Below are 11,856 nucleotides of genomic sequence, written 5' to 3'. Positions count from 1 at the left end.
GATAACAAAAGAGAAGCTGAGCGGTCCATGACGTTTTCGTGCTTTATCATTATGGGTATTGCTGTGTGTGGAATGATTTATACATTGTTTTATTTAATTTAACACCATAAGAAAAGTCTGATTACGCTACCGCAGAAATAAATGGTTTCACTTTATGCATGATAAATATTAAATCCTCAGCACTGCGGAAATAAACAACGATTAATGATTAATGAATGCGCAACAGGCGAAAAGCGGGCGCGACAGGTAAAGAGGCCTGTAATCACGGGGGATCACCCTGCTGGCGGAAGAGATTACCAGGAATTTCCCTGGTAACAATGCTTAAGCCGCAGTGGTGGTCAATGCTTAACAGGGAGCAACAATCAGATGAGGGCGTAATGCTTTATCTGCAGAAATTTTTCTGTTTTTTTCATAAACGACCAGTGATAAATACAGGAAAAACTCCGTTCTAAGTGATTGATTTATTGGGTCAGCAGTTGATTGAGTTTTTCGAGATCCTTGCTAACCCATTCAATATCCTGCTTAAATTTCTCATCGGACGTAAATGGCTGGCGATAAATCGTCACCAGCACCTCAGCACCCTGTTCGTTAGCGATTACGCGCATCGGCACGTAGATCTCCTTTCCTGAACCGCCATCAATCCAGTGATCCATTACACCAAATGGATTGTGGGGCGAGAACCGCAGCTTCACACTGCCGAGCGGGCCCTTAGCACGCCAGCGATTTCCCTCCGGCTCCAGAGCACTCTGCGTCAGCCCTGACGCCCACTTTGGAAAAAAATCCGGCTTCCAGATGGTTTCATACAGATCTAACCAGTGACGGGGGATTGTCAGACTCAGCGTACGCGAGGAGAGCATATAACCTCCGGAGGATAAGCGAAAAAGGCATTAAAGCATGGCGGCAGGTTTGTTAAAACGTTGTAACAGCAGAACTGTGGGGTCAGCAGAGTTCTGTACAAACGGCAGACAGCAGAATAAGGCTGTCTGCCGCTGATTCAGATGAAATTGCCGCGCGCAGAAACCGGCTGCGCTTCGCTCTGACCGTCTGAATGACGCAGAACAAAGCCGTCCGACTGCGCCATCACGGCACAACTGTGATTGGGAAAGATGCGCAGCAGCGAACCGACGTCCGGGCGGCGATCCTGATAAAGCAGGAAACCGTGCTCCTCCGAGAGCTTCGTCACCTCATACGTGTGGCCGGCTTCATCCACGGCAATACCAAAACCGCTGGCATTGGTGCCGTGTGGGCCTTTGTCGGAACTCAGCATCTTCGATCCCGCATCCACAATCGCGAAGTGGTCGTTCACCGCTACGACGCGGGTGATGACGCTCATAGCCAGCTGGTCGACACGGCTTAAACCGAGTCGGCAGGCGGTGAGATCCAGGAGTGCATAGTTGCCGGGCCGGATTTCATCCAGGCAGGGCGCAATCTCTGCCGCCAGCGCGGTGGGTGTTGAGCCCACGGAGAGGGGGCAATCGGTAAATCCTGCCGCCTGCAGTTTTGCCTGAAGCCGCTGCATCAGGTGGGCCTCCTGACGGGCGATATCCGCAATCGCCGCGGCATGACCGGCACCATAAGCGTGACCGGCATGGGAAAGGAGTCCGGCAAAGCGTAACCCGTGATCCTTCAGCGCCTGAGCAATCACTATCGCCTCATCGGTGTCCGGGTTGACACCAATCCGATGCAATCCGACATCCACCTTAATCGCGACCGCCAGTTCGCACGCCGGTTGCTGCTGGCGGGCCTCAGCAATCGCCGCCACACCTTGAACGCTGTCCGCGATCAGGGTGAGCCTGACCTGATGCAGCACTGCCTGGCGCAGCAAATCGGCCACGCTCTGCGGCTGCACAATCGGGTAGGCCAGCAGCAGATCGCGCACGCCACCCAGAATAAACGTCACGCCTTCGCTGGGCTTAGAAACCGTAACGCCCCGGGCACCCAGTGCAAGCTGGCGCTGCGCAATCCAGACGCTTTTATGCGTTTTGATATGCGGCCGCAACGCCAAACCGGCCTCATTCGCCCTGCGCTGCATCTGCTGCAGGTTCTGATCCAGCCGCGCGGTATCCACTTCAATATAGGGCGTAAGGCGATCATCAATCAGTGGACGCTGCCACTGCTGTGTATCGTTGATATCCATAAGATTGTCCGGCAATGACGAGGTAAGAGACACCATCATTCCCTAATTTGCGTGCTGATGCCAGCCGGGTAACGGGCAGAGAAGCGAAGCGTTCACGAGTGGCGATACCAACAGAAAAAAAGGGTGGCCGGAGGAAAGGGCGGCGGACAAAAACAAAAAAGCAGGCGCGGGGCCTGCTTTATGCGTTCACTCAGACGTAGAGCGATTGTTCACCCGGTGGCCGGGTTTTGAAACGGCGATGCAGCCAGAGATACTGTTCGGGCGCGCGCAGGATCTGATTTTCAATCACCTTATTCATATAAGCTGCCGCTGCGACCTCATCAGTATGAGGGTAATTTTCCAGCATCGCTTCGATGATCAGGTGGTAGCCATGATTGTCCGGATTGCGGATCAGCATAATCGGCACCATCGCAGGCTTCGCCAGGCGCGACAGGACAAATGTTCCGTTGGTGGTAGCGGCTTTCTCCACTGCAAACAGCGGCGCAAAGGTGCTGCCTTTCGGGCCGTAATCCTGGTCCGGCGCAAACCAGACCGACTCGCCCTGCTTCAGCGCATTGACCATGCCGCGCAGGTCGCGACGGTCGATCATCGCTTTGTTCGACCGCATCCGGCCCTTGGTCTGCACGTACTCCATCGCCTGATTGTTGTGCGGACGATACATTGCCATCATGGGCTGGCAGAGGCCGCTGATGCGCCCGCCCAGCTCCAGCGACATAAAATGCACACCAATCAGCATCACGCCGCGTTTTTCGTTCTGCGCCGCATAGAGATTGTCCATGCCGGTAACGTTAAACAGACGCCTGACCGCACGGTCAGACCAGAACCAGGCGATACCGGTTTCAGCCAGCGCCATGCCTAACGACGCAAAGTTACCGGCAATCATCGCTTCCGTTTTCTCTTCGCTGATACCGGGAAAACAGAGTTCAATGTTGCGACGGGTGATACGTTCGCGGCGCTGCATAAAATGACGGGAGATCTTACCCGCCCCGGCACCGAGACGCATAAGAACAGGATAGGGAAGCTGGACCAGAAGCCAGAGCACGCTCAGGCCAAACCAGGTAAACCAGTAACGCGGATGCAGCAGCGAACTGCTAAATTTTCCGGTGTTTTTCATTAACTACCTTCATGAGAGAAATGGACGTAACGCATAAAGAGCACTTCCATAGTCTCCAGGCGGTACAGCTGTACTGATTTCGACCGGCACTTTATCAAAAAGTGCCTTCAAAGAAAGGGAAACTCTGGAATCTACAGGATTGACCAGTTTCATGGAGCGATGTCGCCAGAAGGCATCACAAGGATGCAGACCAGAAAAAGCAGATAAATTTCAGCAGATTGAAGCAGGATTATCCGGAAGATAAAGCGTGTCAGATGAGACGCCAGGAAGAGTCCGGAAATGATTATTTATCTATCTTTACGTAAAAATGCGGCCCGTCAGGCGTGGGCGGGCTGCGATTTGCGAATGAATGTTAAAAGCCGATGCGGGAGCGATGAACGAAGCGTCATTGCTGACGCTTCGTTCAGGACGTGAGGCAGGGAGTTACTCGATATTCTGAATCTGCTCGCGCATCTGCTCAATCAGCACTTTCAGTTCGATCGCTGAGGCAGTGATATCGGCGTTGATCGATTTCGAGGCCAGGGTGTTCGACTCGCGATTGAACTCCTGCATCATGAAGTCGAGACGACGGCCAACGGCCTCTTTCTTCTTCAGGATGTTGTAGGTCTCTTTCACATGCGCGTCCAGACGATCCAGCTCTTCGGCGACGTCAACACGCTGCGCCATCATCACCAGTTCCTGCTCAAGGCGATTGTTTTCCAGCTGAACGTCCGCCTCTTCCAGTCTGGTGACCAGGCGCTCACGCTGCCATTTGATCACGTCAGGCATCTGCGCACGCACTTTGCTGACTTCCTGCGACACGCCTTCCAGACGCTGCTCGATCATCGCTTTCAGTGCGCTGCCTTCGCTTTCGCGCGCCGCAATGAAATCATTCAGCGCGTTATCCAGCGCCTGCAGCAGCTGCGTATTGATGGCGTCCAGATCCTGCTCCTGCGCGGACATCACACCCGGCCAGCGCAGAATATCCAGCGGATTGATGGCGCCTTCGTCGCTCTGCATTTTCACCCAGTTGGCCGCCTGCACCAGCTGTTTAGCCAGAGTCTCGTTCAGCATCAGTTCGCCCTGCGCGCTGGGATCGGCGTCATAGCGCAGGTTGCACTCGATTTTACCGCGCGTCAGGCGCTGACGTATGCGCTCACGGATAACCGGTTCCAGCCCGCGAAACTGTTCCGGCAGACGGATATAGGTTTCCAGATAACGCTGGTTAACAGAGCGCAGCTCCCAGGCGGCGCTGCCCCATTCGCCTTTGGCTTCGCTGCGGGCATAAGCGGTCATACTGCGGATCATAAGCGGTACTCATTTGCGGAAAGATAGGTGAAGTATAGCGAGGCGAGCCACGGCATAACAGGCATAAGCGCCTCACAGGAAAATAACGAACCATTTCCGCTTTCCGCGGCAGCCACTTATGATGACCGCTGACCCCTTGTGAGGATAACTGATCTATGTCTCGCGTTATTGCCCTTCCTGTTGTGATGGCTCTGTTGCTGGCGGGCTGCCAGGCGCGCCACCACTCGTCGCCTACGAAACCGCAACCTATCTGTGCGGGAGGCGACATGATGATGCAGACCACGCTGTGGTTTGGACTGAGTAAACCGGATGGTGGCAGGGTAAGTTCGCTCGACTGGATGAACTTTGTCGATAACGAGGTCACGCCGCGCTTCAGATCGGGGCTGTCGGTCTATGACGCCAGAGGGCAGTGGCTGGGCGAAAACGGCCAGCTGGCACGCGAAAACAGCAAAGCGTTAATGCTTATCCACGGGATCGATCCTGCCACCAGCCAGGCTATCGAGGCAATACGCAGCCTCTATAAGAAACGGTTTGGTCAGGAGTCGGTGATGCGGGTCGATGCGCCCGTGTGTGTCAGTTTCTGAGGGGAAAAGGGCGGCAGCGTCGCCGCCCGTTGAGTGGTCAGATAAACAGACCGGCAAACGCGGCAGAGAGCAGGCTGACCAGCGTAGAGCCATACACCAGCTTCCAGCCAAAACGGGACACCACATTGCCCTGTTTCTCATTCAGGCCTTTGATGGCGCCCGCAACGATGCCGATGGAGGCAAAGTTAGCAAAGGAGACCAGGAAGACCGACAGGATGCCCAGCCCGCGCGCGCTCATGCCTGCCGCCACTTTCTGCAGCTCAATCATCGCCACAAACTCATTGGCCACCAGCTTGGTCGCCATAATGCTGGCCGCCTGCAGGGCATCGGCTTTAGGGATCCCAACCAGCCAGGCCAGTGGATAGAACAGGTAGCCGAGCAGCTGCTGGAAACTGTAGCCGAACAGGGCGGCGAACAGCGCGTTAACGGCGGCGATCAGGGCAATAAAACCAATCAGCATAGCCAGAATGATCATCGCCACTTTGAAACCGGCCAGGATGTACTCACCCAGCATCTCAAAGAAACTCTGATCTTCATGCAGTTTTTCCAGCGCGATAGGCTGCTCATCCTGGCGGGTCATCGGGTTGATGATCGACAGGATAATAAAGGTGCTGAACATGTTAAGCAGCAGCGCCGCAACCACATATTTCGGTTCAATCATCGACATATACGCACCGACAATCGACAGCGACACGGTCGACATCGCGGTGGCCGCCATGGTGTAGAGGCGGCGTGGCGGAATGTCACCCAGAATCCCTTTGTAGGCGATGAAGTTCTCTGACTGACCCAGAATCAGCGTACTGACGGCGTTAAACGACTCCAGCCTGCCCATGCCGTTAATTTTCGACAGCAGGGTCCCGAAAAGACGGATCAGCAGTGGCAGGATACGCCAGTGCTGCAGGATACCGATCAGCGCCGAAATAAAGACAATCGGGCAGAGCACGCCGAGGAAAATAAAGGCCAGCCCCTGTTTGCTCATGCCGCCAAACACAAACTCAGTGCCCTGTGCGGCAAAGCCCAGCAGCGTTTCAAAGAAACCGGCGAATGAGCCGACCAGCGCCAGACCCCCGGCGGAGTGGAGGAAGAACCAGCCCAGGACGGCTTCCACCACAATCAGTTGAATAATAAAGCGCAGGCGAATCTGTTTACGGTCATGACTGACCAGCAGCGCAAGGGCGAAAATCACCACCAGCGCCAGCAGAAAATGAAGAATGGCGGCCATATGTGTTTTTTATCAGAGAGAAAGGAACGCGCATTTAGCCACAGCTGGCGGGGAATTTCATCTGATGGCTGCTCCGGACCGGCGCAAGAGACAGCGGGCAAGGAAGTCCGTATAATGCGCAGCCAATCATTAGCAAGCCGGAGATTACCCATGCGTCCAGCAGGCCGTAGCGCACAACAGGTGCGTCCAGTCACATTGACCCGCAATTACACCAAACACGCAGAGGGTTCCGTTCTGGTGGAGTTCGGCGAAACGAAAGTGCTTTGCACTGCCTCCGTAGACGAAGGGGTTCCGCGTTTCCTGAAAGGCCAGGGCCAGGGTTGGGTCACGGCCGAATATGGCATGCTGCCGCGCTCGACCCACAGCCGTATGGCGCGTGAAGCGGCAAAAGGTAAGCAGGGTGGCCGCACGCTGGAGATCCAGCGTCTGATCGCCCGTTCACTGCGCGCCGCCGTCGATCTGAAGGCGCTGGGTGAGTTCACCATTACGCTCGACTGCGACGTGATCCAGGCCGATGGCGGCACCCGCACCGCCTCCATCACCGGTGCCTGTGTGGCGCTGGCCGATGCGCTGAATAAGCTGGTTGCCAGCGGCAAGCTGAAAGCGAACCCGATGAAGGGGATGGTTGCGGCCATTTCCGTGGGCATCGTCAGGGGCGAAGCTCTGTGCGATCTGGAATACGTTGAAGATTCTGCCGCTGAAACCGACATGAACGTTGTGATGATGGAAGATGGCCGCATGATCGAGGTGCAGGGCACCGCAGAAGGTGAACCCTTCAGCCACGACGAACTGCTGACGCTGCTGGCACTGGCGCGCGGCGGCATTGAAGAGTTGATTCAGGCGCAGAAAGCGGCGCTGGAAAATTGATGTAACAGGCGACCACAGAGTCGCCTTTTCTTTATTTGAGGAGTGAGAAATGAAAGCCTGGCAGCGTCAGTTTATTGAATTCGCCCTGAACAAGCAGGTGCTGAAGTTCGGTGAGTTCACTTTGAAGTCCGGGCGTAAAAGCCCCTATTTCTTTAATGCCGGTCTGTTTAACAGCGGGCGGGATTTAGCGCTGCTGGGACGCTTCTACGCGCAGGCGCTGGTCGATGGCGCGGTCGATTTCGATCTGCTGTTCGGTCCGGCTTACAAAGGCATTCCGATTGCGACCACCACGGCGGTGGCGCTGGCGGATCATCATGACCGCGACGTGCCTTACTGCTTCAACCGCAAAGAAGCCAAAGATCACGGCGAAGGCGGTCTGCTGGTGGGCAGCCCGCTGCAGGGCAAAGTGATGCTGGTGGATGACGTCATCACCGCCGGTACGGCGATCCGTGAGTCGATGGACATTATCGGCGCGCACAACGCCACGCTGGCTGGTGTGCTGGTGTCGCTGGATCGTCAGGAGCGCGGACGCGGAGAGATGTCGGCGATTCAGGAAGTGGAACGCGATTACGGCTGCAAAGTGACCGCGATTATCACGCTGGCCGATCTGATTACCTGGCTGGAAGAGAAGCCGGAGATGGCCGATCACCTGGCGCAGGTGCGGGCTTATCAGAAGGCGTACGGGATTTAATCGAGGCGGGCGCGATGCCCGCCTTTTTTACTCTCAGGCCAGCTGAACGGCGATCAGCGGCCAGCGTGCCTCAAAGTCTGCGGTAGGGCTGAAGCGAAACTCAGAACGGACATAGCGCGACAGTAAACCTTCACAGAAAGCCAGCAGCTGACTGGCCAGCAGCGCCTCATCAGCCTGAAAAGCTTCACCTTCACGCATCTTCCGTTCACGCATGACCTGCCGAAGCTGCACTTCAATGCGCTCAAACAGCTGATTGATGCGGCCCTGCAGGCGGTCCTGCTCAAACATCAGCGCATGGCCGGTCAGAATGCGGGTCAGTCCTGGATTACGCTCACCAAATCCCAGTATCAACTGGACGATCAGACGCAGGCGCGTCATGGTCTCTTTTTCATCCTTGAGGATCAGATTGATGCGGGTAATCAGACTGTCTTCAATAAACTCAATCAGGCTATCGAACATCCGGGTCTTGCTGGGGAAGTGACGATAGAGCGCCGCTTCGGATACGCCTACCGTAGCCGCCAGTTTAGCGGTGGTAATGCGCTGACTGCCATCACCGGACTCCAGCATCTGCGCCAGTGCCTGCAAAATCTCTTCGCGACGATTCCGTTTCGCGACTTTTTTTTCTGCCATGACCTTAAAAACCCCTGAAATTTACCTAAAAACAGGCAACACCTACGCATCTGCCACAGGAACGCGTCCCATGGCGATGAGGAAAAATAACGGGCGTAAGTGAAAGTCGGTATTGCGGGTTACTGGCGACCTGAGTGGCCAAAGCCGCCTTCACCGCGCAGGCTGGCGTCGAAATCGTCTACCAGGTTAAATTCCGCCTGCACCACGGGCACGAAGACCAGTTGTGCCATGCGGTCGCCAGGCTGCAGCGAGAAGCTCTCCTGACCGCGATTCCAGACCGAGACCATCAGCTGTCCCTGATAATCGGAGTCGATCAGGCCCACCAGATTGCCTAGCACAATCCCATGTTTGTGGCCCAGACCTGAGCGCGGCAGGATCACCGCAGCCAGTTCAGGATCGGCGATATGAATCGCCAGGCCGGTCGGCACCAGCGTCGTGGTGCCTGGCGCGATAGTGAGAACCTCATCAATGCATGCGCGTAAATCTAACCCGGCAGAACCTGAGGTGGCGTAGGTCGGCAGGGGAAACGCTTTGCCGACACGCGGATCCAGGATTTTAACGTCTATTTTTTTCATCATAACGGCTGACAATCTCGTCTATTAATTGTTGGCCAAGGAGCGACTTATCGCTGAGCGGTAAGCGTTTTTCTCCATCCTGCCAAAAAAGGTGAAGAGCATTGGTATCGCTATTAAACCCCTGTCCGGTTTTAGCGACGTCGTTAGCGCAGATCAGATCCAGATTCTTGCGCACCCGTTTTTGCCGGGCGTATTCTTCCACATTCTGTGTTTCAGCCGCAAATCCGACAACGAATGGCCGCTTTTCCTGAAGGGCGGCGACGCCGGCAACAATATCGGGATTCTTTATCAGGTTCAGCGTGACGGTATCATCGCCGCCCTGTTTCTTGATTTTATCGGTCGCTATATCGGCCGCCCGGTAGTCTGCCACGGCTGCGCTTGCAATGAAAATATGTTGTTTGTCTATCTCGCCCATCACGGCGGCCTGCATCTCCAGCGCGCTGGTGACATCAATGCGGCGCACGCCCGCTGGCGCAGGCAGGGTAACCGGGCCGCTGACCAGCGTCACCTGCGCGCCGCGTCTGGCGGCGGCGGCGGCTATCGCAAAGCCCATTTTGCCTGAGCTGTGATTGCTGATGTAGCGCACCGGATCCAGCGCCTCGCGGGTCGGACCGGCGGTGATCATAATGTTGAGATGTTGCAGATCGTTGACGGGTGCGGCCCACTGCACCGCATGGTCAACAATCGCCAGCGGATCAAGCATCCGGCCCGGCCCGACGTCGCCGCAGGCCTGGCTGCCGCTGTCCGGTCCCCAGATCAGCACGCCGCGCACCGCAAGACTCTGCAGATTCTGCTGTGTAACCGCCGCACGATACATCTGCTGATTCATCGCAGGCACCACCGCGACGGGGGAGGCCGTCGCCAGGACGGCAGTCGTCACCAGGTCGTTTGCCATACCGGCAGTGACCCGGGCAATCAGATCGGCAGTGGCTGGTGCCAGCACAATCAGGTCGGCCCATTTGGCCAGTTCGATATGACCCATCGCCGCTTCCGCAGCAGGATCAAGCAGATCGTCAAAGACCGGATAGCCGGACACGGCCTGCAGGCTGAGCGGCGTAATAAAGGCTTTCGCGCCCTCTGTCATCATCACGCGAACATCCGCGCCGCGGTCGCGCAGACGGCGCACCAGTTCAGGTGCTTTGTAAGCAGCGATCCCGCCGCTGACGCCAAGAAGAATTTTTTTGCCGGCTAATCCCATCATGATGTTGGCCTCACTAAGCTCTCAGCCGCTCGTGGCGGCGAATGCACGGACTTTATCACAAAAGCGCGGATACGCCTTTTCACAGGCTGCGTTTGCGAGCCGCCTCGTAGATCGTATCGCCACGCATAGCGGTTCGCATTCGGATGGGTCATGATGATGCGTATCTCAGGGAGAGCAGATATGAAAATAAGCGGACCACGGGAAAAACTTCAGAAGCTGGGCGCGCATTCGCTCAGCGATACCGAACTCCTGGCTATTTTTCTCCGTACCGGATCGCCAGGGCAGAACGTCATTGCGCTGGCTGACCAGATGTTGCAGGATTTTGGCTCGCTTTATCAGCTTATGACGTCAGGCAAAACGGCCTTCAGCGGCATTAAAGGTGTCGGCGATGCCAAACTGGCGCAGCTGCATGCGATCGCCGAACTGGCGAAGCGCTTCTTCGCCAGCAAACTTGCCCGTGAAAGCGTGATGGAAAATCCGCAGATTACGCGGCAGTACCTGCAAAGTTTGTTAGCCGATCAGGAACGCGAGATCTTTATGACGCTGTTCCTGGATAATCAGCACCGGGTGCTGCGGGCACAGAATATGTTCTCGGGCTCCATCAACAGCGTCGAAGTTCACCCGCGCGAGATCGTCCGCGAAGCCCTGAAGCTTAATGCCGCCGCCCTGATCCTGGCGCATAATCATCCGTCGGGCGTAGCCGAACCGAGCCGGGCAGACCGTGAGGTGACCCATAAAATCAGCGAAGCCTGTCAGCTCCTTGATATCCGTCTGCTGGATCATCTGGTGATAGGTCATGGCGAATATGTCTCTTTCGCCGAGCGCGGATGGCTCTGATAGCGGGAATTTTCGCGCCAGGTGGCGGCTTTTTGCCCGATCATTCGGGATCTTTATCTGTTCGGGACTTGAGCACTTGGGCTGAGCGGCGTATACTACGCCACCTTTGAGAATCTCGGGTTTGGCGGTTAGGCCAGCTTAGCGGGTTCCATGGAACTCGCCTGGCGGGCTGCAAGCCTGACGAGGCGGCCAAAACCTAATTTTTAAAGCTCGAGCTGATTTGATTTTTGGAGAATAGACATGTCACGAGTCTGCCAGGTAACTGGAAAGCGTCCGGTGACCGGTAACAACCGTTCCCACGCAATGAACGCGACGAAACGCCGTTTCCTTCCGAACCTGCACTCACACCGTTTTTGGGTTGAGAGCGAGAAGCGCTTCGTTAGTCTGCGTGTATCTGTTAAAGGTATGCGTATTATTGATAAAAAGGGCATTGATACGGTATTAGCCGACATGCGTGCCCGTGGTGAGAAGTACTAAGGAACTGAATCATGGCTAAAGGTATTCGTGAGAAGATCAAGCTGGTTTCCTCTGCTGGTACAGGTCACTTCTATACCACCACGAAGAACAAGCGTACTAAACCAGAGAAGCTGGAACTGAAAAAGTTCGATCCGGTTGTACGTCAGCATGTGATCTACAAAGAAGCTAAAATTAAGTAATTTTAGTGTTCTGCTAAAAACCCGGCTCCGGCCGGGTTTTTTGTTTGTGTAAAAC

The 11,856-nt window shown here is 55.6% G+C and carries 14 protein-coding genes; 6 read left to right on the top strand and 8 right to left on the bottom strand.

The genetic code is table 11. The features are described from left to right. Window positions 1-461: 461 nt before the first annotated feature. The 4 genes from AB1748_RS01730 to AB1748_RS01715 form a co-directional block, all read right to left on the bottom strand. Window positions 462-857 (bottom strand): polyketide cyclase, encoded by a 396-nt coding sequence (locus AB1748_RS01730; RefSeq protein ID WP_111141258.1) that lies wholly within the window; start codon window positions 855-857, stop codon window positions 462-464. A 137-nt stretch (window positions 858-994) separates the two neighbouring features. Then, complete coding sequence (locus AB1748_RS01725) at window positions 995-2,137, bottom strand: alanine racemase (protein WP_367395934.1); 1,143 nt, start codon at window positions 2,135-2,137, stop codon at window positions 995-997. A gap of 190 nt (window positions 2,138-2,327) precedes the next feature. Next, a complete protein-coding gene (lpxP, locus tag AB1748_RS01720) occupies window positions 2,328-3,251 on the bottom strand; it encodes a kdo(2)-lipid IV(A) palmitoleoyltransferase (RefSeq protein WP_111141256.1) in 924 nt (307 codons plus the stop codon). A gap of 423 nt (window positions 3,252-3,674) precedes the next feature. Then, the gene (locus AB1748_RS01715) at window positions 3,675-4,538 is read right to left on the bottom strand and encodes a YicC/YloC family endoribonuclease (protein WP_111141469.1); all 864 of its coding nucleotides are present in this window, start codon (window positions 4,536-4,538) and stop codon (window positions 3,675-3,677) included. 155 nt (window positions 4,539-4,693) lie between these two features. Here AB1748_RS01715 and AB1748_RS01710 point away from each other — a divergent pair, with 155 nt between their 5' ends. Continuing rightward, window positions 4,694-5,122, top strand: coding sequence for a DUF3574 domain-containing protein (locus AB1748_RS01710; RefSeq protein ID WP_293770553.1), 429 nt, complete (start codon window positions 4,694-4,696; stop codon window positions 5,120-5,122). A gap of 37 nt (window positions 5,123-5,159) precedes the next feature. On the opposite strand, the gene AB1748_RS01705 is transcribed toward AB1748_RS01710, so the two are convergent. Further along, entirely contained in the window at window positions 5,160-6,344 is a 1,185-nt protein-coding gene (locus AB1748_RS01705; protein ID WP_111141471.1) for a NupC/NupG family nucleoside CNT transporter, read from the bottom strand. A gap of 150 nt (window positions 6,345-6,494) precedes the next feature. On the opposite strand from AB1748_RS01705, the gene rph reads away from it, so the two are divergent. Then, a complete protein-coding gene (rph, locus tag AB1748_RS01700) occupies window positions 6,495-7,211 on the top strand; it encodes a ribonuclease PH (protein WP_111141472.1) in 717 nt (238 codons plus the stop codon). A gap of 49 nt (window positions 7,212-7,260) precedes the next feature. Then, a complete protein-coding gene (gene pyrE / locus AB1748_RS01695; RefSeq protein ID WP_111141473.1) occupies window positions 7,261-7,902 on the top strand; it encodes an orotate phosphoribosyltransferase in 642 nt (213 codons plus the stop codon). A 33-nt stretch (window positions 7,903-7,935) separates the two neighbouring features. On the opposite strand, the gene slmA is transcribed toward pyrE, so the two are convergent. The 3 genes from slmA to coaBC all read right to left on the bottom strand — a co-directional run bounded on the left by slmA (window position 7,936) and on the right by coaBC (window position 10,308). After that, window positions 7,936-8,532, bottom strand: coding sequence for a nucleoid occlusion factor SlmA (gene slmA / locus AB1748_RS01690; RefSeq protein WP_313655808.1), 597 nt, complete (start codon window positions 8,530-8,532; stop codon window positions 7,936-7,938). A 119-nt stretch (window positions 8,533-8,651) separates the two neighbouring features. Next, window positions 8,652-9,110, bottom strand: a complete 459-nt coding sequence (gene dut, locus AB1748_RS01685) for a dUTP diphosphatase (RefSeq protein WP_293770550.1) — start codon at window positions 9,108-9,110, stop codon at window positions 8,652-8,654. After that, on the bottom strand, window positions 9,088-10,308 hold the full coding sequence (gene coaBC / locus AB1748_RS01680) for a bifunctional phosphopantothenoylcysteine decarboxylase/phosphopantothenate--cysteine ligase CoaBC (RefSeq protein WP_293770548.1): 1,221 nt from the start codon (window positions 10,306-10,308) through the stop codon (window positions 9,088-9,090). Before coaBC ends, dut begins: the two co-directional genes overlap by 23 nt. Before the next feature lie 180 nt (window positions 10,309-10,488). On the opposite strand from coaBC, the gene radC reads away from it, so the two are divergent. The 3 genes from radC (at window position 10,489) to rpmG (ending at window position 11,801) form a co-directional block, all read left to right on the top strand. After that, window positions 10,489-11,145, top strand: a complete 657-nt coding sequence (radC, locus tag AB1748_RS01675; protein ID WP_111141477.1) for a DNA repair protein RadC — start codon at window positions 10,489-10,491, stop codon at window positions 11,143-11,145. Window positions 11,146-11,385: 240 nt separating this feature from the next. Continuing rightward, window positions 11,386-11,622 (top strand): 50S ribosomal protein L28, encoded by a 237-nt coding sequence (rpmB, locus tag AB1748_RS01670; RefSeq protein WP_111141478.1) that lies wholly within the window; start codon window positions 11,386-11,388, stop codon window positions 11,620-11,622. Window positions 11,623-11,633: 11 nt separating this feature from the next. Then, window positions 11,634-11,801: a 50S ribosomal protein L33 gene (rpmG, locus tag AB1748_RS01665; protein ID WP_001051798.1), complete on the top strand. Its 168-nt coding sequence runs from the start codon at window positions 11,634-11,636 to the stop codon at window positions 11,799-11,801. The last annotated feature ends 55 nt before the right edge of the window (window positions 11,802-11,856 follow it).

The organism is Pantoea sp. Ep11b, assembly GCF_040783975.1.
Taxonomy (GTDB): Bacteria; Pseudomonadota; Gammaproteobacteria; order Enterobacterales; family Enterobacteriaceae; genus Pantoea.
This window is presented reverse-complemented; position numbering and strand designations above follow the sequence as displayed.

What these genes read in the sequence shown, in the direction of transcription:
- AB1748_RS01730 (WP_111141258.1), bottom strand. Translation starts at nt 857, where the DNA reads ATGCTCTCCTCGCGTACGCTGAGTCTGACAATCCCCCGTCACTGGTTA.
- AB1748_RS01725 (WP_367395934.1), bottom strand. Translation starts at nt 2,137, where the DNA reads ATGGATATCAACGATACACAGCAGTGGCAGCGTCCACTGATTGATGAT.
- lpxP (WP_111141256.1), bottom strand. Translation starts at nt 3,251, where the DNA reads ATGAAAAACACCGGAAAATTTAGCAGTTCGCTGCTGCATCCGCGTTAC.
- AB1748_RS01715 (WP_111141469.1), bottom strand. Translation starts at nt 4,538, where the DNA reads ATGATCCGCAGTATGACCGCTTATGCCCGCAGCGAAGCCAAAGGCGAA.
- AB1748_RS01710 (WP_293770553.1), top strand. Translation starts at nt 4,694, where the DNA reads ATGTCTCGCGTTATTGCCCTTCCTGTTGTGATGGCTCTGTTGCTGGCG.
- AB1748_RS01705 (WP_111141471.1), bottom strand. Translation starts at nt 6,344, where the DNA reads ATGGCCGCCATTCTTCATTTTCTGCTGGCGCTGGTGGTGATTTTCGCC.
- rph (WP_111141472.1), top strand. Translation starts at nt 6,495, where the DNA reads ATGCGTCCAGCAGGCCGTAGCGCACAACAGGTGCGTCCAGTCACATTG.
- pyrE (WP_111141473.1), top strand. Translation starts at nt 7,261, where the DNA reads ATGAAAGCCTGGCAGCGTCAGTTTATTGAATTCGCCCTGAACAAGCAG.
- slmA (WP_313655808.1), bottom strand. Translation starts at nt 8,532, where the DNA reads ATGGCAGAAAAAAAAGTCGCGAAACGGAATCGTCGCGAAGAGATTTTG.
- dut (WP_293770550.1), bottom strand. Translation starts at nt 9,110, where the DNA reads ATGATGAAAAAAATAGACGTTAAAATCCTGGATCCGCGTGTCGGCAAA.
- coaBC (WP_293770548.1), bottom strand. Translation starts at nt 10,308, where the DNA reads ATGATGGGATTAGCCGGCAAAAAAATTCTTCTTGGCGTCAGCGGCGGG.
- radC (WP_111141477.1), top strand. Translation starts at nt 10,489, where the DNA reads ATGAAAATAAGCGGACCACGGGAAAAACTTCAGAAGCTGGGCGCGCAT.
- rpmB (WP_111141478.1), top strand. Translation starts at nt 11,386, where the DNA reads ATGTCACGAGTCTGCCAGGTAACTGGAAAGCGTCCGGTGACCGGTAAC.
- rpmG (WP_001051798.1), top strand. Translation starts at nt 11,634, where the DNA reads ATGGCTAAAGGTATTCGTGAGAAGATCAAGCTGGTTTCCTCTGCTGGT.